Origin of the sequence: Serratia sp. Je.1.23.a, assembly GCF_051129805.1 — a bacterium.
Taxonomy (GTDB): domain Bacteria; phylum Pseudomonadota; class Gammaproteobacteria; order Enterobacterales; family Enterobacteriaceae; genus Serratia; species Serratia liquefaciens.
Genome location: NZ_JBCPSR010000002.1, coordinates 584,631 through 604,653, shown reverse-complemented (window position 1 = coordinate 604,653; position 20,023 = coordinate 584,631). Strand labels below are relative to the sequence as shown.

Annotated in this window: 16 protein-coding genes, 2 tRNA genes and 2 other RNA genes; 11 read left to right on the top strand and 9 right to left on the bottom strand. The window is 51.3% G+C overall.

Features of this window, described 5'->3' with window-relative positions; genetic code table 11:
* Nucleotides 1-55: 55 nt before the first annotated feature.
* The 3 genes from oppA to AAZT04_RS10645 form a co-directional block, all read right to left on the bottom strand.
* Nucleotides 56-1,693, bottom strand: a complete 1,638-nt coding sequence (gene oppA / locus AAZT04_RS10655) for an oligopeptide ABC transporter substrate-binding protein OppA (protein ID WP_020827186.1) — start codon at nt 1,691-1,693, stop codon at nt 56-58.
* 151 nt (nt 1,694-1,844) lie between these two features.
* Nucleotides 1,845-3,482: an ABC transporter substrate-binding protein gene (locus AAZT04_RS10650; protein WP_048758631.1), complete on the bottom strand. Its 1,638-nt coding sequence runs from the start codon at nt 3,480-3,482 to the stop codon at nt 1,845-1,847.
* 691 nt (nt 3,483-4,173) lie between these two features.
* A complete protein-coding gene (locus AAZT04_RS10645; RefSeq protein WP_020827188.1) occupies nt 4,174-4,818 on the bottom strand; it encodes a YchE family NAAT transporter in 645 nt (214 codons plus the stop codon).
* 524 nt (nt 4,819-5,342) lie between these two features.
* Here AAZT04_RS10645 and adhE point away from each other — a divergent pair.
* Nucleotides 5,343-8,015 (top strand): bifunctional acetaldehyde-CoA/alcohol dehydrogenase, encoded by a 2,673-nt coding sequence (gene adhE, locus AAZT04_RS10640; RefSeq protein ID WP_020827189.1) that lies wholly within the window; start codon nt 5,343-5,345, stop codon nt 8,013-8,015.
* A gap of 132 nt (nt 8,016-8,147) precedes the next feature.
* Here adhE and AAZT04_RS10635 read toward each other — a convergent pair whose 3' ends face one another.
* The gene (locus AAZT04_RS10635) at nt 8,148-8,732 is read right to left on the bottom strand and encodes a thymidine kinase (protein ID WP_020827190.1); all 585 of its coding nucleotides are present in this window, start codon (nt 8,730-8,732) and stop codon (nt 8,148-8,150) included.
* Between the two features lie 699 nt (nt 8,733-9,431).
* Between AAZT04_RS10635 and hns the strand changes: the two genes are divergently transcribed.
* The gene (gene hns / locus AAZT04_RS10630; RefSeq protein WP_006321188.1) at nt 9,432-9,839 is read left to right on the top strand and encodes a histone-like nucleoid-structuring protein H-NS; all 408 of its coding nucleotides are present in this window, start codon (nt 9,432-9,434) and stop codon (nt 9,837-9,839) included.
* A gap of 206 nt (nt 9,840-10,045) precedes the next feature.
* Here the strand turns inward: hns and AAZT04_RS10625 are convergent, their stop codons facing one another.
* From AAZT04_RS10625 to rssA, 5 genes are all read right to left on the bottom strand, one after another.
* A complete protein-coding gene (locus tag AAZT04_RS10625; protein ID WP_020827191.1) occupies nt 10,046-11,056 on the bottom strand; it encodes an NAD-dependent epimerase in 1,011 nt (336 codons plus the stop codon).
* Nucleotides 11,057-11,065: 9 nt separating this feature from the next.
* The gene (locus tag AAZT04_RS10620; RefSeq protein ID WP_061069108.1) at nt 11,066-12,409 is read right to left on the bottom strand and encodes a UDP-glucose dehydrogenase family protein; all 1,344 of its coding nucleotides are present in this window, start codon (nt 12,407-12,409) and stop codon (nt 11,066-11,068) included.
* Between the two features lie 43 nt (nt 12,410-12,452).
* Nucleotides 12,453-13,370, bottom strand: a complete 918-nt coding sequence (gene galU / locus AAZT04_RS10615) for a UTP--glucose-1-phosphate uridylyltransferase GalU (RefSeq protein ID WP_041414615.1) — start codon at nt 13,368-13,370, stop codon at nt 12,453-12,455.
* Nucleotides 13,371-13,567: 197 nt separating this feature from the next.
* On the bottom strand, nt 13,568-14,581 hold the full coding sequence (gene rssB / locus AAZT04_RS10610) for a two-component system response regulator RssB (protein ID WP_041415428.1): 1,014 nt from the start codon (nt 14,579-14,581) through the stop codon (nt 13,568-13,570).
* Between the two features lie 105 nt (nt 14,582-14,686).
* Nucleotides 14,687-15,592 carry a patatin-like phospholipase RssA gene (gene rssA / locus AAZT04_RS10605; RefSeq protein ID WP_020827195.1) on the bottom strand — a complete coding sequence of 302 codons (906 nt, stop codon included), beginning with the start codon at nt 15,590-15,592 and terminating at the stop codon, nt 14,687-14,689.
* A 143-nt stretch (nt 15,593-15,735) separates the two neighbouring features.
* On the opposite strand from rssA, the gene AAZT04_RS10600 reads away from it, so the two are divergent.
* The 9 genes from AAZT04_RS10600 to AAZT04_RS10560 all read left to right on the top strand — a co-directional run bounded on the left by AAZT04_RS10600 (nt 15,736) and on the right by AAZT04_RS10560 (nt 20,005).
* Nucleotides 15,736-16,200 (top strand): YchJ family protein, encoded by a 465-nt coding sequence (locus AAZT04_RS10600; RefSeq protein ID WP_048758620.1) that lies wholly within the window; start codon nt 15,736-15,738, stop codon nt 16,198-16,200.
* A gap of 110 nt (nt 16,201-16,310) precedes the next feature.
* Nucleotides 16,311-17,159 carry a formyltetrahydrofolate deformylase gene (gene purU, locus AAZT04_RS10595; RefSeq protein ID WP_020827197.1) on the top strand — a complete coding sequence of 283 codons (849 nt, stop codon included), beginning with the start codon at nt 16,311-16,313 and terminating at the stop codon, nt 17,157-17,159.
* Between the two features lie 158 nt (nt 17,160-17,317).
* Nucleotides 17,318-17,402: transfer RNA gene (locus AAZT04_RS10590), tRNA-Tyr, on the top strand.
* Nucleotides 17,403-17,498: 96 nt separating this feature from the next.
* Nucleotides 17,499-17,583 (top strand) — tRNA-Tyr (locus tag AAZT04_RS10585).
* 44 nt (nt 17,584-17,627) lie between these two features.
* Nucleotides 17,628-17,754, top strand: a non-coding RNA gene (locus AAZT04_RS10580) — RtT sRNA.
* 44 nt (nt 17,755-17,798) lie between these two features.
* Nucleotides 17,799-17,925, top strand: a non-coding RNA gene (locus AAZT04_RS10575) — RtT sRNA.
* A 151-nt stretch (nt 17,926-18,076) separates the two neighbouring features.
* Nucleotides 18,077-18,649 carry a TIGR00730 family Rossman fold protein gene (locus AAZT04_RS10570; RefSeq protein WP_020827198.1) on the top strand — a complete coding sequence of 191 codons (573 nt, stop codon included), beginning with the start codon at nt 18,077-18,079 and terminating at the stop codon, nt 18,647-18,649.
* A 102-nt stretch (nt 18,650-18,751) separates the two neighbouring features.
* Nucleotides 18,752-19,558 carry an exodeoxyribonuclease III gene (gene xthA / locus AAZT04_RS10565; RefSeq protein ID WP_020827199.1) on the top strand — a complete coding sequence of 269 codons (807 nt, stop codon included), beginning with the start codon at nt 18,752-18,754 and terminating at the stop codon, nt 19,556-19,558.
* A gap of 45 nt (nt 19,559-19,603) precedes the next feature.
* A complete protein-coding gene (locus tag AAZT04_RS10560) occupies nt 19,604-20,005 on the top strand; it encodes a pyrimidine (deoxy)nucleoside triphosphate diphosphatase (RefSeq protein ID WP_434680251.1) in 402 nt (133 codons plus the stop codon).
* Nucleotides 20,006-20,023 lie beyond the last annotated feature (18 nt).

The window sequence follows — 20,023 nt, the reverse complement described above, 5'->3', positions numbered from 1 at the left end:
ACGGCTTATTATTCACAACATGGGCCGGCGGTTAACACCGCCGGCACTTACCGTATCAATGCTTGATGATGTACAGGTTTTTATCGTACACGTTATCAAGCGGGTCTTTACCGGTATAACCCCCAACATAAGGTTTCACCAGACGGGCATTCACGTAGTAATAAACCGGAACGATGGCAGAATCTTTATCCAGCTGAACTTCGGCTTTCTGATACAGCTCGGCACGTTCTTCTTTGGTTTTCGCCGTCAGCACATTGGCCATCAGCTTATCGAACTCGGCGCTCTTATAGTGCGGGGTGTTACTGCTGCTGTCAGACAGCATCATGTTCAGGAACGAGCTAGGTTCGTTGTAGTCTGCACACCAGCCGGCACGCGCAACGTCGTAGGTCCCCTGATGGCGGGTATCCAGGAAGGTTTTCCACTCCTGGTTCACCAACTTCACATCCACACCCAGGTTTTTCTTCCAGATGGAGGCTGCGGCAATCGCCAGCTTCTTATGCAGATCTGAAGTGTTGTACAACAGGGAGAAAGTCAGCGGTTTGCCTGGACCATAGCCTGCATCGGCCAGCAGCTTTTTCGCCACTTCATTGCGTTTTTCTTGCGTCCAGCTGAACCACTCAGGCGGAGTCAGTTTGGCGCCGTCGGTGTATGGTGGTGTGAAGCTGTAAGCCGGCAGATCACCCTGGTTTTTCACTTTATTGGTGATGATGTCGCGATCCAGACCCAATTTCAGCGCTTCACGCACGCGTGCGTCAGTAAATGGCGCTTTCTGGTTGTTGATTTCGTAGTAGTAGGTACACAGATAAGGATCTACGTGAACCTCTTTCGGGATCTCTTTTTTCAACTTCTGGAACAGTTCGATCGGCATGTTGTTATAGGTCATGTCGATTTCGCCAGTGCGGTAACGGTTAACGTCGGTCACTTCCGAAGAAATTGGCAGGAAGGTCACTTTGTTGATGATGGTTTTCGCGTTATCCCAATATTCCGGGTTACGTTCCAGCACAATACGTTCGTTAACCACCCAATCTTTCAGTTTGTAAGCGCCGTTGCTGACGTAGTTGGCCGGTAAGGTCCACTTCTCGCCAAACTTCTCGACGGCTTCTTTATATACGGGCTTCATCGCATAGTGCGGCGTCATTTCAACCAGGTATGGCACCGGCTCGGTCAGGGTCACCTGGAAGGTGTGGTCATCAATGGCTTTCACGCCCAGGGTAGACTTATCTTTCTTGCCGGCGATGACGTCATCCACGTTTTCTACGTGGGCATATTGCAGGTAGCTGGCATAAGGTGATGCGGTTTTCGGATCCACCACGCGCTGCCAGCTATACACGAAATCTTGCGCCGTGACCGGCTTGCCGTTCGACCATTTTGCGTCTTTACGCAGATGGAAGGTCCAGACTTTAAAATCTTTGTTATCCCAGCTTTCCGCTACGCCCGGGACAATGGAACCATCCAGGCCGTTGTTGGCCAGGCCTTCCATCAGATCGCGCGTTACGTTGTTTTCAGGCACGCCTTCGATTTTATGCGGGTCGAGCGATTGCACTTCCGAACCGTTGTTCTTAACGATCTCTTGTTTGTCCGCCAGTTGCACGCCCGCCGGCACGTCGGCCGCAAAAGCACTTCCGGTTGCTGTGATACCCAGCGCGGCAATAATGCCGGCCGCAAGGATGGTTTTTTTCGTGATGTTGGTCATGTGTATACTCCAGTTTTTATTATCACAGGCTCATCGTGGAGCCTGCGTTGCCCGTGAGCGGACCTTGTTATACCGGCTGCCGCTGAACGAATACGGCAGGCGGCCTTCCCTGTATTACTCCACCGCTGATGGCGTGGCGTAATACCCCTCGTTACTGCTTGATGATGTACAGATTTTTCACATCGGTGTAGTCCAGCGGATCTTTACCGGTAAAGCCCCCCACCGACGGTCTGATCAGGCGGGCGCTGACGCGGTAATACACCGGAATCAACGCCGAATCTTTATCTAACTGAGCTTCTGCCTGCTGATAAAGGGCGGCGCGTGCAGCCTCGTCCGGCGCTTTTAGCGTGCTGGCCATCAGGGCGTCAAACGCCGGGCTCTTGTAAAAAATGGTGTTGATGCTGCTGTTGGAAAGCACCAGATTGAGGAATGCGCTCGGCTCGTTATAGTCACCGCACCAGGTGGCACGCGCTATGTCATACTGCCCCTGATGGCGGCTTTCAAGCGAGGTTTTCCATTCTTGATTGCGCAGTGTCACCTCAGCGCCGAGGTTTTTCTTCCACATCGAAGCGGCGGCGATGGCCTGCTGCTTATTTTGGTCGGAGGTGTTGTACAGCAGCGTGAACTTAAGCGGTTTGGCGGCGCTGAAACCGGCTTGCTCCAGCAGCTTCCTGGCCTCGGCATTGCGCTGTTCCTGGCTCCAACTCGCCCACGCCGGCGCGGTGAATTTGGCGCCCTCAGTAAAGGTTGGGGTGAAACTGAACGCCGGGATCTGACCCTGGCCCATGATTTTGTTGGCGATAATGTCGCGGTCCAGCGTAAGTTTCACGGCAGTGCGCACTCGCGGATCGGTAAAGGGCGCACGCTGGTTGTTAATTTCGTAATAAAAGGTGCACAGATAAGGGTTAACGTGCAGTTGTTCAGGGATCTCTTTCTTCATCTTCGCGAATAGGTTCGGCGGGATGGCGCTGTTGGTGATATCAATTTCACCACTGCGGAAGCGGTTAACGTCACTGACCTCGGAGGCGATCGGCAAGAACGTCGCCTTATCGATCACCGTTTTCTTGTTGTTCCAATAGCTCGGGCTGCGTTCAAGCACAATACGCTCATTTACCACCCACTCTTTCAAGCGATAGGCTCCATTGCCGACATAGTTCGCCGGTAGCGTCCATTTCTCTCCAAACTTCTCGATCACCGAACGTTTTACCGGCTTCAGCGAGGTGTGGCTCAGCATGCTAATGAAGTAAGGTACCGGTTCGCTCAGCGTGACCTGCAGCGTTTTATCATCGATGGCTTTAATACCCAGGCTTTGCGGCGTTTTCTTGCCGGTCAGGATGTCGTCGATATTTTCAATTTTGGCGTACTGCAGATAGCTGGCGTAAGGCGAGCCGGTTTTCGGATCGGCCAGGCGCTGCCAGCTATAAACGAAGTCCTGTGCGGTAACCGGGGAGCCGTCGCTCCACACCGCGTCCGGACGCAGGTGGAAAGTCCAGGTTTTGAAATCCTGATTTTCCCACTGGGCTGCCGCCGCCGGTACCACATGCCCATTAGCATCGGTGCTGACCAGCCCTTCCAACAGGTTAAGAATAATATTACTTTCCGGTATCCCCTCGACCTTATGCGGATCCAACGAAGCCACTTCCGTGCCGTTGTTAATTACGATGTTCTGCTGCTGAGCCAATTGCACTCCGGCCGGAACGTCGGCCGCCTGAGCAGAATATACGGCGCTGATACTCAGCAAGCCGGCAATGAACATAGCCAATGGAGTGCGCTTTCGGGTTTGCTGCATGGTCGAGGCTCCTTTTCACCAACAAGCATTGCTTATCGATATTCGTGAAGTATTTATAAGAATTCTAAATAAACAGACACCAGCAAAAATCATTCCCACTTTGACGACGCAATCGCGTTAATTGCGCGTAGAAAGTTGCTCGGAAATTAGCAGAAGGCAAATTCCATAGCCAATAATTTTTACAGAAATGTTAAGCAATTCTCTTTTATTGCATCAAGCCCGATCTGTACCCCCCGGACGAGGGTGACAGTCACATAACATAACTAATTGATTTTAATTAGATAAAATAAAGCAAGCCCTATCCTGACGGCACGAAGCAAACTGGCAAAACAGACAAAGAAACATTCAGTTAACAAACCGACCGTTCAAAGAACAAACACCTGCTTATGTGCGGTTAATCACTAATAACACCTGGATGAAAGCGAGACAAGCCCTACAGAATGATGTGATTAAATTAACAGCGGATTTGATGTTAGGAGGCAGAAAAAGGGCAAAAACTGGGGAGGATAAGGGGTAAAAACAACGCTTAGCGTTTTTATTGAGCAACAAATTGAGATTTATGCCACATCCTGGTGCAAGTGAATAAAATTCATTCATATTGCGCACTATATTAATGCGAACCAATAATTGATTTTAATTTTTAAAATTAATTTGAGTCGCGAATCACCCTATTCACGACTCCGTCGCCTGATTACAACAGTCCCGGGAATATGGCCTTAATACCGGTAACGATAAATTCGATACCCAAAGCCATCAGCAATAAACCCATGATTCGGGTGATGACGTTAATGCCGGTTTGCCCCAATAAACGCACCAACAAAGGCGCCGCCCGGAACAACAGCCAACAACAAAAGGCAAACAACGCGATAGCCAGAGTAAAGCCCAACAGGTTCTGCCAGCTATGGTAGCGGGAACTCCAAACGATGGTGGAGCTGATCGCACCCGGCCCGGCCATAAGCGGTAATGCCAGCGGCACGACGCCAATGCTTTCGCGGATCGCGCTTTCTGATTTTTCCTGTTTGTTCTGTTTGTCTTCCCCCAGTTTGCCGCTGATCATCGACATCGCAATGGTAACCACCAGGATGCCGCCGGCAATGCGGAAGGAATCGATTGAGATGCCGAACATGCGCAAAATCCCCTCCCCCAAAAATAGCGAGGTCCACAGGATAATGGCGACCGACAGATTGGCGGTCAGGTTGGTTTTGTTGCGCCCGGCAGCTGCCTGGTAGCTGGTCATGCTGATAAATACCGGCAAAATGCCCACCGGGTTCACCAGCGCAAACAGGCCGACAAAAAATTTTATGTAGCCGGAAAAATCCAACAGAGATTGGCCCACAAATGACTCCGCTTTAATAGCTTTAAAAGTGACACTGCCTACGCGCGCTAATGTAATGGAATTGCCACGGGTTATCCATTGGTCATCAGCAGGATTTTTATCTATTAATGCGTGTATTGATAAAGTAAATCACCATTGTTAACGTAATGTACGGTTTATGATTTTTTATGTTGAAAAAAGTGCCTGACATCGCGGTTATTAAGAATGACTCTCAAAACCCATGGCTGAATGGTGTCAGCATGCGATTTTTTTGATTTAAATCACATAATCACTACCCAAGAGTAGTTAAGCTCTTAGTCGTAGTCAGGGAGTAGAACAGGTTAAGGAAAAAGTGGCATCTCTGTTCGGCCCGCTGTCTTCTCCTGCTGAGGCATCGGGTAAAGCTCTTTAAGCAAATCAGCAACATGCAGCACAAAAAGATGGGAAACCTTTGTTTTTAAAACAGCATTTTCCACCGATCTGTCTATACTAGTTGCTCGCACGGCTGATTTACTGAAAGAGTTTAACATTATCAGGAGAGCATTATGGCTGTAACAAATGTCGCTGAACTGAACGAGCTAGTTGCACGTGTCAAAAAAGCCCAGCGCGAATATGCCAACTTCACTCAAGAGCAAGTTGATAAAATTTTCCGCGCTGCTGCCCTCGCCGCTGCCGATGCCCGTATTCCTCTGGCTAAAATGGCCGTTGAAGAATCCGGTATGGGTATCGTTGAAGATAAAGTGATCAAGAACCACTTCGCATCAGAGTTTATCTATAACGCCTATAAAGATGAAAAAACCTGCGGTATCCTGTCTGAAGACGATACTTTCGGTACCATCACCATCGCCGAGCCTATCGGCCTGATTTGCGGTATCGTACCCACCACCAACCCAACTTCCACGGCCATTTTCAAAGCGTTAATCAGCCTGAAAACCCGTAACGGCATCATCTTCTCTCCGCACCCACGTGCGAAAAACGCCACCAACAAAGCGGCTGATATCGTGCTGCAGGCAGCGATTGCCGCCGGTGCGCCAAAAGACATCGTCGGCTGGATCGATCAACCTACCGTTGAACTCTCCAACCAGCTGATGCACCACCCTGACATCAACCTGATCCTGGCCACCGGTGGCCCAGGCATGGTGAAAGCGGCCTACAGCTCCGGCAAACCGGCCATCGGCGTGGGTGCGGGTAATACACCGGTAGTGGTTGACGAAACGGCGGATATCAAACGCGTCGTGGCCTCTATTCTGATGTCTAAAACCTTCGACAGCGGTGTGATTTGCGCCTCTGAGCAATCCGTCATCGTGGTTGACTCCATCTATGACGCAGTGCGCGAACGTTTCGCTTCCCATGGCGGCTACATGCTGCAGGGTAAAGAGCTGAAAGCCGTACAGGACATCATCCTGAAAAACGGTGGCCTCAATGCGGCTATCGTCGGTCAGTCAGCACCGAAAATCGCTGAAATGGCAGGCATCAAAGTCCCGGCAAGCACTAAAGTGCTGATCGGTGAAGTGAAGCTGGTCGATGAGTCAGAACCTTTCGCTCACGAAAAACTGTCGCCAACGCTGGCTATGTATCGCGCCAAAGACTTTGAAGACGCCGTCAGCAAAGCGGAAAAACTGGTCGCGATGGGCGGTATCGGTCACACCTCTTGTCTGTACACCGACCAGGATAACCAGCCGGAACGCGTAGCCTTCTTCGGCGACAAGATGAAAACCGCGCGTATCCTGATCAACACCCCTGCTTCTCAGGGTGGGATCGGTGACCTGTACAACTTCAAACTCGCTCCGTCTCTGACGCTGGGCTGCGGTTCCTGGGGCGGTAACTCCATCTCTGAAAACGTCGGTCCAAAACACCTGATCAACAAGAAAACTGTAGCGAAGCGAGCAGAAAACATGTTGTGGCATAAACTTCCGAAATCAATCTACTTCCGCCGTGGCTCACTGCCAATCGCGCTGGAAGAAGTAGCGACCGACGGGGCAAAACGCGCCTTCATTGTGACCGACCGCTACCTGTTCAACAACGGCTATGCAGACCAGATCACCTCCGTTCTGAAATCGCACGGCATTGAAACAGAAGTATTCTTTGAAGTTGAAGCGGATCCAACACTGTCCATCGTGCGTAAAGGCGCTGAACAGATGAACTCCTTCAAGCCAGACGTGATCATCGCGCTGGGCGGCGGTTCACCGATGGATGCTGCGAAGATCATGTGGGTGCTGTACGAACACCCTGAAACCCACTTCGAAGACCTGGCGCTGCGCTTTATGGATATCCGTAAACGCATCTACAAGTTCCCGAAAATGGGCGTGAAGGCCAAAATGATTGCCGTCACCACCACCTCAGGCACCGGTTCAGAAGTTACGCCGTTTGCGGTAGTGACCGACGACGTAACCGGCCAGAAATACCCACTGGCAGATTACGCATTGACACCAGACATGGCGATCGTTGACGCCAACCTGGTCATGAACATGCCGAAATCCCTGTGCGCCTTCGGTGGCCTGGATGCGGTAACTCACGCGCTGGAAGCTTATGTTTCAGTCCTGGCGAACGAATACTCCGACGGTCAGGCGCTGCAAGCGTTGAAACTGCTGAAAGAGTATCTGCCGACCAGCTATAAAGAAGGTGCCAAGAACCCGGTAGCCCGTGAGCGCGTGCACAATGCTGCGACCATCGCCGGTATCGCTTTCGCCAACGCCTTCCTCGGGGTTTGCCACTCAATGGCCCACAAACTGGGCTCCGAGTTCCATATCCCACACGGTTTGGCCAACGCCATGCTGATTTCCAACGTCATTCGCTATAACGCGAACGACAACCCGACCAAGCAAACGGCTTTCAGCCAGTACGACCGCCCACAAGCGCGTCGCCGCTACGCTGAAATCGCTGACCATCTCGGCCTGAGCGCACCGGGCGACCGTACCGCACAGAAAATCGAGAAGCTGCTGACCTGGCTGGATGAGATCAAGGCCGAACTAGGCATCCCTGCTTCAATCCGCGAAGCCGGCGTGCTGGAAGCCGATTTCCTGGCGAAAGTAGACAAGCTGTCTGAAGACGCCTTTGACGACCAATGTACCGGTGCTAACCCACGTTATCCGCTGATTGCTGAACTCAAGCAAATCATGCTGGATACCTTCTACGGCCGTAAATTCAGCGAAGCGGTTGATGAAGAGGTTCTGGCCGCACCGGTTGTCGCCAAGACGGTAAAGAAGACCAAAAAATAACGGTTCATTGAATGAGCCAACAAAAAACCGCCGAAAGGCGGTTTTTTTATGCGGCGAAATCATTGGTCAAGCCGCCATGTCTGTTCAATAGCCCCCAAACGCGCCAGAAGGCGCTCTGTAGCGCTCAGGCAATCATTCCAAGGCCTGTATAGCCTCTTTGTAATGCTTACGGCAGACGGAGACGTAGCTTTCGTTCCCGCCAATCACCACCTGTTCGCCAGCATGCATCGCCTGCCCGTTCTCATCGAGCCGCAGCACCATATTCGCCTTACGCCCGCAATGACAAATGGTTTTCAACTCCACCAGTTTGTCCGCCCAAGCCAGCAAATATTGACTGCCAATGAACAGTTCCCCCAGGAAATCAGTACGCAAACCGTAGCACAACACCGGAATATCCAACTGATCGACAACATCGCACAATTGCTCAACCTGCTGTTTGGTCAGGAACTGGCTTTCATCGAGCAGAACGCAATGTACAGGCTGCTGCTGATGTTCCTGGGCAATCATCGCAAATAGCATAGAGTCATTATTGTAGAGCTGTGCCTGGGAAGACAGGCCGATCCGCGAACTCACCTTACCCACGCCAAAACGGTGATCTATTTCGGCGGTAAACACCAGCGTACGCATACCACGTTCTTGATAATTATATGAAGATTGCAACAACGCAGTAGATTTCCCTGCATTCATAGCAGAGTAATAAAAATAAAGTTGAGCCATGGGCCAGCAACTCCAATGGTATAAGAAATATTCAGCGGTTGATTCAGAAGCCAAGTGTAACATAAGGCGCCCGTCGGCTCACACCTTCGGATTAATCAATACCGCGGACAAAGCAATACCAGACTTTCAAATGAAACTTTTCGGTCTGCTCCCGTTAAGCTTTTGCATCTATTTACAAGATGCTTTCTGCCTGCCGTCACATTTAATTACTACTAATGATTAGCGTCCGGCATTAATGGTTATGCCAATGAAGTGAAGCGCCCCACAACAGCGGGCTGACGCAAGATTATATCTATTAACACCACTTGGCCTCCATACCAGAGTATTTAATGACATAAAGCAGCCAAGGGTACAGTTCTTGACGTTACCTTTACTGATATACCCCTATTGTTTACAGTGTTGGCAGACAAATCGCGTGATTTAACCCACAGAATTCGGCGTAATATTGATATAAAACACAATTATAACTTAGCCATGAATGCCATTCTGGCATAGTAAACATACCGCCGCTGTTGAAAATTTGACTTAAAAATGGAGGTTGTAATACTTATCTCCCCCGCCTATATTAACCAGAGAGTTCCGATTAGGTCTTTTAAAGGTAAATTTGAGTGTTCCTTTCAATTTGGCTATTGCAGAAAAGAAAAGAGCACTCTATTATTATCCAGACGCCCCCCACCAATATAATTTGAGACTAGGACAATGAGCGAAGCATTAAAGATTTTGAACAACATCCGTACTCTACGCGCTCAGGCCAGAGAATGCAGCCTGGAAACGCTGGAAGAGATGCTTGAAAAACTGGAAGTTGTTGTGAACGAACGTCGCGAAGAAGACAGCCAGGCTCAAGCAGAAGTTGAAGAACGCACTCGTAAACTGCAACAATATCGTGAAATGCTGATTGCTGACGGTATTGATCCAAATGAACTGCTGCAAACTATGGCTGCAACTAAAGCCGCAGGTAAAGCTAAACGTGCAGCACGTCCGGCTAAATACCAATATAAAGACGAAAACGGTGAACTAAAAACCTGGACTGGCCAGGGCCGTACCCCAGCAGTGATTAAGAAAGCTATCGAAGAGCAAGGTAAATCTCTGGACGATTTCCTGCTGTAATAGCATTCCATTGCATGTTAAAAAGGCTCCTTTAGGAGCCTTTTTGTTATGCTTATTTTTCAGATTTTTTACAGCACCAATCAGCCTTTACGTAATAATCCTAATGGATGACCCGGTTTATCCGTTGGCGAGCGACCACGCCCCTCTCTTTTACAAGGCATTAAAAAAGGGGCCGGAGCCCCTTATAGCATTACCGCATCGTTCAATTACTGAGCTTTATAAAACGACTTATACCATTCAACAAAGCGTTTCACACCTTCTTCAACGCTGGTTTCCGGTTTAAATCCAATCACGCGATAAAGCTCGGCAGTATCGGCACTGGTATCCAACACGTCGCCTGGTTGCATAGGCAACATATTTTTACGCGCCTCAATCCCCAACGCCTGTTCCAGTGCACTGATATATTTCATCAGCTTCACCGGGCTGCTATTGCCGATATTATAAACATGGTATGGAGCAGAACTGGTCGCCGGCGATCCCTGCTCTACCGTCCAGTCCGCATTTGGCTGAGGAATAACCGCCTGCAAGCGGACAATAGACTCGGCAATATCGTCGATGTAGGTAAAGTCACGGTGCATCTCGCCGTGGTTATATACATCGATACTGTCACCCGCCAATATGGCCTTGGTGAATTTGAACAGCGCCATATCTGGACGCCCCCACGGACCATAGACGGTAAAGAAACGCAGGCCGGTGGTTGGGAGACCATACAGATGAGAATAGCTGTGCGACATCAACTCATTGGCTTTCTTGGTTGCCGCATACAATGATACAGGGTGATCGACCGAATCTTCAGTCGCAAACGGCAACTTACGATTCAGGCCATATACCGAGCTGGACGAAGCATATAACAGATGTTCGACCTTATTGTGTCGGCAGCCTTCCAGCACGTTTAAATGCCCGATAAGATTTGCGTCCGCATACGCCAGCGGATTTTCCAGCGAATAGCGCACCCCGGCTTGCGCGCCCAGATGGATCACTCGTTGGAATTGGTGCTCAGTGAATAGCTGCGCCATCCCTTCTCGATCGGCCAAGTCCAGCTTAATAAACTGGAATGCGGGTTTATCCGCCAGCAGCTCAAGACGGGCCAATTTCAGCCCCACATCGTAATAATCATTCAGGTTGTCGATACCGACAACCTGATGCCCCGCTGCTAATAGCCGATCAGCAACGTGAAAACCAATAAAACCTGCTGCGCCTGTAACCAGGAATTTCATAGGTATCCCTTAAATAACCGGCTGAATGGACGCACCGCGTCCAATCGCATAATAAGTAAAGCCGCGGCTTTCCAGACGCTCTGGATCAAACAGGTTACGACCATCAAAGATCACCGGCTGCTTCAGCGCGCCCTTAATCACATCGAAGTCCGGCGCACGGAAGTTCTGCCACTCAGTACAGATAACCAACGCATCAGCCCCATGCAGCGCCGCTTCTTTGGTCCCTACCAGCTTCAGATCGTCACGTTGACCGTAAATACGTTGCACTTCATTCATCGCTTCCGGATCGTAAGCCTGAACGATAGCGCCCGCTTCCCACAGTTGCTCCATCAGCACCCGGCTGGAGGCTTCGCGCATATCGTCAGTATTCGGTTTGAATGCCAAGCCCCATAGCGCAAAGGTTTTGCCTTTCAGGTCATCACCGAAATGCTGCTTGATAAATTTGGTCAGCTTATACTTCTGCTGGTAGTTAACCTGCTCTACGGCCTGCAACAGTTTTGGCTGGTAGCCAATATGTTCCGCAGTGCGGATCAGCGCCTGAACGTCTTTCGGGAAACAGGAGCCGCCGTAGCCGCAGCCTGGATAGATAAAGTGATAACCGATACGGGAGTCTGAACCGATACCCTGGCGTACTTTCTCAATATCCGCCCCCAGCATTTCGGCCAGGTTGGACATTTCGTTCATAAAGCTGATTTTGGTCGCCAGCATGCAGTTGGCGGCATATTTAGTCAACTCGGCACTGCGAATATCCATCATGATCATGCGATCGTGATTGCGGTTAAACGGCTCGTACAGTTCACGGATAGGTTCGATCACATCTTTGTTATCGGTACCGATTACGATGCGCTCAGGGCGCATGCAGTCTGCTACCGCCGCCCCTTCCTTCAGGAACTCTGGGTTGGAAACCACATCGAAAGGCACTTTACTGCCACGTTTTTGCAGGGTTTCTTCCATCACCTGACGGACTTTATCTGCGGTACCGACCGGCACGGTAGATTTGTCGATCACCACTTTGTGTTCGGTCATGTGCTCCGCGATTGTGCGCGCAACGGCAGTCACATATTTCAAATCGGCAGAACCGTCTTCGTCCGGCGGTGTTCCCACCGCGATAAATTGAATGGCACCATGCGCCACCCCAGCCTTGGCATCGGTGGTAAAATGCAGGCGGCCAGCTTCATAGTTCTGCTGAACCAATGGCGTTAAGCCTGGCTCAAAAATAGGGATATTCCCTTTCTTCAGGTTTTCGACTTTGCGTTCGTCTATATCAATACACATAACGTCATGGCCAACTTCAGCCAACACCGCAGCCTGCACCAGGCCAACATAGCCAATACCAAAAACTGTTACTTTCATGGGAAAATCCTAGTTTTTCAAATTAAGACGAAAGATAAATAAATTATTTCTTATCAGCGGCCAGCAACTGATTCAACCACTGCGAAAAATCTTTGCCGAGTGCCGGATGGCGCATGCCGTATTCGACAAACGCCTGCATATAGCCCAGCTTGTTGCCGCAGTCATGGCTGATCCCTTTCAGGTGATAGGCTTCAACCGTTTCTTGCTGCATCAGCATTTCGATGCTGTCGGTAAGCTGGATTTCATTGCCGGCGCCCGGAGGGGTTTTCGACAGCAGCGGCCAAATATCCGCAGAAAGCACATAGCGTCCTACAATCGCCAGATTGGAAGGCGCTTCGTCCGGTGATGGCTTCTCGACGACGCTGACCATCGGAGCACTTTCACCCGGCTGCAGTGCATAGCCTTTGCAGTCGGCTACGCCGTAATTACCGACATCTTTATGCGGTACGGGTTCAACCATGATCTGGCTGATGCCGGTTTGCTCAAACCGCTGCAGCATTTCGTGCAAGTTGTCTTTTTTAAGATCGGAGCTGTACTCATCAAGGATTACGTCAGGCAAAATCACGGCCACCGGCTCGTCACCCACCAGCGGATAGGCACACATAATGGCGTGCCCAAGCCCTTTGGCAACGCCCTGACGTACCTGCATCACGGTCACGCCCTTCGGACAGATGGACTGCACTTCGTCCAGCAACTGGCGCTTAACGCGCTTTTCCAGCATCGCTTCCAACTCAAAGCTGGTATCGAAATGGTTTTCGATCGAATTCTTGGAGGAATGGGTAACCAGCACAATCTCGTTAATCCCCGCGGCAATACATTCATTAACCACGTATTGGATCAGGGGTTTGTCGACCAGCGGCAGCATTTCTTTTGGAATGGCTTTTGTCGCCGGTAACATCCGTGTTCCCAAGCCTGCAACCGGGATCACAGCCTTTCTGACTTTACGATTTACAGCAGGCATTATTTCCTCTCTTAATAGCGCTCACTTTATGAGCTTTTTCGCCATATAAAAACCTTCGGAGTATACCAGCTTATGACTGTCTGGCATTAACCGCAGTACAAATAGAAAGAATTTAGGACAATTACCCAAGGGGTTAACTGAGGTAAAAATAAGCATCTCAAATATCTGGATTTCAAATACTATTTTAGCCGTTTGGATTATTCGGCACTGAGCATCAACCGCAGTCGCCCGCCAGAACCCCAAACCTGACACTGCCAGGCAGCACAGTGCTGGCTGATTTGATTCATGTACGTCGCGCCCAGCGTGCCGAGCGGCACGCCGTTGCTCAATTGAATTTGATTGTCGCCGGTATTCACATTGGCATGCAGGCCGGCGGAGACCAGAATCAGGTTTTTATATTCGGCGTGGTAATAACCCACCAACAGTGGGAATTGCCCTTCCAACTTGCCTTGGCGTAATAATTGATTAACTTGCTTTAACAATGCGCTCATTTGCGGCAGCCTTTGACGCTGATTCGCTAAATGATCTTGCAGTAACCCATTAAATAAAGCTCGCAACAGTAGCGCCGCCAAAACGCCATTATCACCTGCACGCGTCACATCCAGACAATAGAAGGCCAGATCCTTATCCGACAGCGCCGCAATATCCAGTACCAGTCCGGGATTTTCACCGGTGGTTAATTGCCGATAATTGATCCGGCAATGGGCAACGGTCTGCTGCACCGGAGGCTGCAACTGTTTGAGTAGCTTCACCGCTTCGGAGGGGTTTTTACTCAGCGCGTCCCAGTCCTGTAACAGCTCCACTTCTTCAATCGCCGGGGACGTGAACATATTGGGATACAGGCAACCCAGCACCGCTTCACGCAGACGATTAAGATCGGTCACCGGTTTTAACAACACGTCCTGTACGCCTAACCGCAGCATTTTGGCGATATCGGCCATTTTATCGGTTGCCGATATCACCAACACCGGAATTTGCACGCCCTGCAGGCGCAGATGTTCGACAAACTCTATCCCGTCCATTTCCGGCATCGCCAGATCGCACAGGATTAAATCCGGATGAACGTCATCCACCAGACTCAAGGCCAGCAAACCATTGGGCGCCTCACTGGTTTCTGCTCCCAACGATTTCAAATAGCCAACAAGCACCGAACGAAAAACCAGTTCGTCCTCAACCACCAAAATGCGCTTGTGAGTCAATGGTAATGCCATCAGCCGTGCCTCTTCCCTTTCCATAGTGTAATAGTGGCTCAAAAAGGCCATTTATGCTTGCCGGAAATTTTTCCAACGGTGGAGTATTTTCCCGCAAACCGGTAGTTATTTGTTTTTTATCAACGGCAACAGCATATCGATCTGTTTTTCCACCGCCAGTTTTCCAGCGGCAATCGCCTCCTCGGCGCGATGGAAATCCAGCGTCGAAATCTGAGGGCAATAAGGCTGAATCAACACATCTGGCGGGTCGCCGGCCATGCGGTTACGTTTCAGGCGATTTTCCAGAACCTGGATCGACGTCCCCATGATTTCCATCGCAGTTGGGGTGAAATTAGGCTTTCTGGTCGTCATTTTGCTGATTCGTTCTCTTAAACGCCCTCGCCAGTTGCGCGCAGGAAGATCTTGCGGCGCCTCTACATCGTGATTGCGCACCGAGAATAGGTCCTGCTGCATTAAATGAGCATCATGCTGCAAATCGACGGCAATGACGATGTCGGCGCCCAATGCACGGGTCAATGAAATAGGCACAGGATTCACCACTGCGCCATCCACCAGCCAATAGCCATCAAACCAGACCGGTGCCAACAGGCCCGGCATGCTGCACGACGCACGCACCGCCTGATGAATATCGCCTTCCGTCAACCACAGCTCACGCCCGGTACTGAGATTGGTTGCCACGGCGCCGAATTTGAGTGAGCACTCGGCGATATCATCGATCTTCAGCAATTGTCCCACCGCGTTGAAAACCCGTTCACCGCGTAGCAGCCCACCCCGTTGCCAGGACAAGTCCATCAATCGGATCACGTCCCAATAGCTGAACGAACGCACCCAGGTTTCCATGGCAGGTAAACGATGGCTGGCAAAAGCGGCCCCCACCAGGGCACCCACCGAGCAGCCGGCTACTATATCGACCTCAACGCCCAACTTCTTTAGCGCATTGATCACGCCGATATGCGCCCACCCCTTCGCCGAACCCGCGCCCAATGCCAATCCAATCTTTATTTTTCGCATAGTTTCCGCCCTTTGCCCGGTGAATTGTATCAATGACGCTGTCAGCGTAGATTGTCACGATCGAATAATGTTAGGTAACATATGCGCTAAATTTCTTTCGGCATCGGCCCGTTCCTCAGGTTCCGGCCATTTTAGGAGTCACCTTGTCCGAATTATGCCCCTGCGGCGGCGGAGTGGAGTATAGCGCATGCTGCGAGCCCTACATCAACGGTAGCCAAACGCCATCGACCCCCGGACAGTTAATGCGTTCGCGCTTTAGCGCTTACGTAACACACAACGTGGATTATCTGATTGCTACCTGGCACCCCGACTGCCACGCGGCAGAATGGCGCAATGGCATCGTCGACAGCTTCAAAGACACCGAATGGCTCGGCCTGACGGTGGTGGAAGAAAAACCCGGCCATGAGGCCAGTGAAGGTTTTGTCGAGTTCATTGCCCGCTTCATCGACGGCAGCACCGGTGAGCAAAGGGCGATGCACGAACGCTCGCGCTTCCTTCAGCTTGGCCAACGCTGGTATTATATTGACGGAACCAAACCTCAGCCTGGCAGAAATGCCATTTGCCCATGCGGCTCAGGAAAAAAATATAAAAAGTGCTGCGGGCGTTAGCCGGCAGTCACCGTGCTCAAGAGATTTCAGGCGATGGCCTGAAAATGAAAGCGATAAAATTCTCGCCTGCGCAGACAGGACATACCGTATCAGACAGGATCCTCATCCCCATGCCACACCAAAATGTACAAAGAAAAGTTTTGCGCACCATTTGCCCGGATGCCAAAGGCCTGATCGCCAAGATCACCAATATTTGCTATAAGCATGAGCTCAACATTGTTCAGAACAACGAGTTCGTCGATCACCGCACCGGTCGCTTCTTTATGCGTACCGAGTTGGAAGGCATTTTCAATGACACCACGTTGCTGGCGGATCTCGACAGCGCGCTGCCGGCAGGCTCGGTTCGTGAACTGCATAACTCCGGCCGCCGCCGCATTGTCGTGCTGGTGACCAAAGAAGCACATTGCCTGGGCGACCTGCTGATGAAAAGCGCCTACGGTGGCCTGGACGTGGAGATCGCGGCAGTTATCGGCAACCACGATACGCTGCAAACGCTGGTAGAACGTTTCGACATCCCATTCCATCTGGTCAGCCATGAAGGCCTGACTCGCGATCAGCACGATCAGAAAATGATGGCCCAGATCGACCAATACCAACCGGACTACGTGGTACTGGCCAAATATATGCGCGTATTGACGCCAGCATTCGTACAGCACTACCCGAACCAGGTGATCAATATTCACCACTCCTTCCTGCCGGCCTTTATCGGCGCAAGGCCTTATCATCAGGCTTACGAGCGCGGCGTTAAAATCATCGGCGCCACGGCGCACTACGTTAACGATAATCTGGATGAAGGCCCGATCATCATGCAGGACGTGATCCACGTCGATCACACCTATTCTGCCGAAGATATGATGCGCGCCGGACGTGACGTTGAGAAAAACGCGCTTAGCCGTGCGCTTTATCACGTGTTGGCGCAGCGCGTATTTGTATACGGCAACCGGACGGTTATTTTGTAATTGCTCAATAAAGCGGTGCCTTTCGTTCAGGGATGCACCGCCAAGGGTAAAAAATCGGCAAACGATTCATTTTCTGCATTTCAATACTTTACACGCGCGCTTCATTTGATATGATGCGCCCCGCTTACCGAGACAGACGTTTCGCAAGCAAGGCCAGTGGTGGGGTTCCCGAGCGGCCAAAGGGAGCAGACTGTAAATCTGCCGTCACAGACTTCGAAGGTTCGAATCCTTCCCCCACCACCATCTTCTCTCTGCCAAGAGCGAAGACGCAGTAAGGAAACCGGCCAGGTTTCTTCCGGATAAAACCGGAACTACAATTTGTAAAGCCATGAATACCATGGTGGGGTTCCCGAGCGGCCAAAGGGAGCAGACTGTAAATCTGCCGTCACAGACTTCGAAGGTTCGAATCCTTCCCCCACCACCATCCTTGTATATTCCCCATAATAAAATCAAACCTGTAAATCCCAATATCACTCCTTTGCGGGAAGGATAAGAAGCTTCGACAAGGTTCGAGTCTCACGCAGTGAGACAACGCGCTTTAGCGCGGCCCGCAGGGTGAGTCGCCCAGCGACGAATAATCCTTCCCCAACCACCATCCTTATATGCTCCCCTGAATCAAATCAAACCTGTAAATCCCAATATCACTCCTTTACGGGAAGGATGAGAAGCTTCGACAAGGTTCGAGTCTCACGCAGTGAGACAACGCGCTTTAGCGCGGCCCGCAGGGTGAGTCGCCCAGCGACGAATAATCCTTCCCCCACCACCATCCTTATATGCTCCCCTGAATAAAATCAATCCTTGGCACTCCGATATCTCATTTATCAATTCCCCTAACCCTTCAGCACATCCTCAACTTGAACTCCGGCCAACAATTCGCTATACCACTGGCTTCTTTAATGCAGTAAGGAAAAAAGTGCATGCGTAACAATATCTGCGTTTTTTGCGGAGCAAGCGAAGGTGTTAACCCTGCATATGCCGAAAATGCACGGCAACTGGGCCAAACTCTCGCGGCCCAGGGTCGACGTTTAATCTACGGTGGCGGTAAAAAAGGGCTAATGGGCATTGTCGCGGATGCCGTGTTAGCCGCCGGTGGCGAAGCCGTTGGCATCATTCCTGAGCGATTGGTCGAAGCAGAAACCGCGCATCGTGGCCTGACCGAGCTGGAAGTGGTCCCTGACATGCATACCCGCAAGGCGCGTATGGCGGCGCTGGCAGACGGTTTTATCGCCCTGCCCGGCGGCATAGGAACGCTGGAGGAACTGTTTGAAATCTGGACCTGGGGCCAGATTGGCTATCACAGCAAACCGGTGGGCCTGCTCGACGTGAACGGTTTCTACCGCCCGCTAAACAATTTCCTGCAGCACGTGGCCGATCAGGGCTTTATGCGCCATGACTACCTCGGCACCATGCACATCAGCGAATCCGCACAAACCTTGCTGCAACAATTCGACGACTATCAGCCCAAAAATTACGACCGCTGGGCGAAATAATCCGGCTTGCCAGCGGCGGCCATTGCCGCTGGCCCGCGTTACATTTCCGGCCAAACTCTGCTACTATCTCAACACATTTTTCTCGCATAAACGGCACCGCTCATGAAGTTTGTCTCTTTTAATATCAATGGACTGCGCGCGCGTCCGCACCAACTGGCCGCAATTATCGAGCAGCACCAACCCGACGTGATCGGTCTGCAAGAAACCAAAGTTCACGATGATATGTTTCCATTGGAAGACGTCAGCCAGTACGGCTATCACGTGTTCTATCACGGGCAAAAAGGCCATTACGGCGTAGCGCTGCTGACCAAAGAAAAGCCGCTGGCCGTGCGTCGCGGTTTCCCTACCGATGAGGAAGACGCACAACGCCGCATCATCATGGCCGACCTGGCTACGCCGCAGGGCACTTTGACGGTGATCAACGGCTACTTCCCACAGGGTGAAAGCCGTGACCACCCGATCAAATTCCCTGCCAAAACGCGCTTCTATCAGGATCTGCAAAACTACCTGGAGCAGCAGATGTCAGTAGACTCACCGGTACTGGTGATGGGTGACGTCAATATCAGCCCAAGCGATTATGATATCGGTATCGGTGAAGAGAACCGCAAGCGCTGGCTGCGCACCGGTAAATGCTCTTTCCTGCCGGAAGAACGTGAATGGATGGATCGTCTGCTGAATTGGGGCCTGGTGGATACCTATCGCCACGCCAATCCAGAACGCAACGATCAGTTCTCATGGTTCGACTACCGTTCGCGCGGCTTTGATGAAAACCGCGGCCTGCGCATTGATCTGCTGTTAGCCAGCACGCCACTGGCCGCGCGTTGTATCGCCACCGGCATCGATTATGATATCCGCGGGATGGAAAAACCTTCGGATCACGCGCCGGTTTGGGCGGAGTTCTCGCTGTAATTCACCCAACCCCGGCCCCGGCCGGGGTTTCTCTCTGTGGTAAAGATGAAAATTATCGATGTCGTCGCCGCCATTATCGAAAAGAATGGCAAAATTTTACTGGCGCAACGCGATGCCGACAGCGATCAAGCCGGCCTGTGGGAGTTCCCCGGCGGAAAAGTTGAAGTGGGCGAAAGTCAGCCTCAAGCCCTGGCGCGTGAACTGGACGAAGAGTTGGGGATTGTGGCCAGCGTCGGCAATTACGTCGCCAGTAATACGTGGCAGCAAACTGAGCGGGTGATTAGGTTACATGCGTGGCGTGTCGAGGCATTCAGTGGCGAATTAGAGAACCGCTGCCATGCCGACTTTGTTTGGATCACGCCGGAGCAGGCGTTTGACTATCCGCTGGCTCCGGCCGACGTACCGCTGCTGACGGCGTATATTGCCAGTTTAACCTCAAAAGCCTGAGTCGCTGACGTTACCGCG

Bases quoted from the DNA above. Each gene is read 5' to 3' on its own strand.
- oppA (WP_020827186.1), bottom strand. From the start codon at position 1,693: ATGACCAACATCACGAAAAAAACCATCCTTGCGGCCGGCATTATTGCC.
- AAZT04_RS10570 (WP_020827198.1), top strand. From the start codon at position 18,077: ATGCGTAACAATATCTGCGTTTTTTGCGGAGCAAGCGAAGGTGTTAAC.
- AAZT04_RS10560 (WP_434680251.1), top strand. From the start codon at position 19,604: ATGAAAATTATCGATGTCGTCGCCGCCATTATCGAAAAGAATGGCAAA.
- AAZT04_RS10635 (WP_020827190.1), bottom strand. From the start codon at position 8,732: ATGGCTCAACTTTATTTTTATTACTCTGCTATGAATGCAGGGAAATCT.
- hns (WP_006321188.1), top strand. From the start codon at position 9,432: ATGAGCGAAGCATTAAAGATTTTGAACAACATCCGTACTCTACGCGCT.
- AAZT04_RS10625 (WP_020827191.1), bottom strand. From the start codon at position 11,056: ATGAAATTCCTGGTTACAGGCGCAGCAGGTTTTATTGGTTTTCACGTT.
- rssA (WP_020827195.1), bottom strand. From the start codon at position 15,592: ATGCGAAAAATAAAGATTGGATTGGCATTGGGCGCGGGTTCGGCGAAG.
- rssB (WP_041415428.1), bottom strand. From the start codon at position 14,581: ATGGCATTACCATTGACTCACAAGCGCATTTTGGTGGTTGAGGACGAA.
- adhE (WP_020827189.1), top strand. From the start codon at position 5,343: ATGGCTGTAACAAATGTCGCTGAACTGAACGAGCTAGTTGCACGTGTC.
- purU (WP_020827197.1), top strand. From the start codon at position 16,311: ATGCCACACCAAAATGTACAAAGAAAAGTTTTGCGCACCATTTGCCCG.
- galU (WP_041414615.1), bottom strand. From the start codon at position 13,370: ATGCCTGCTGTAAATCGTAAAGTCAGAAAGGCTGTGATCCCGGTTGCA.
- AAZT04_RS10620 (WP_061069108.1), bottom strand. From the start codon at position 12,409: ATGAAAGTAACAGTTTTTGGTATTGGCTATGTTGGCCTGGTGCAGGCT.
- xthA (WP_020827199.1), top strand. From the start codon at position 18,752: ATGAAGTTTGTCTCTTTTAATATCAATGGACTGCGCGCGCGTCCGCAC.
- AAZT04_RS10650 (WP_048758631.1), bottom strand. From the start codon at position 3,482: ATGCAGCAAACCCGAAAGCGCACTCCATTGGCTATGTTCATTGCCGGC.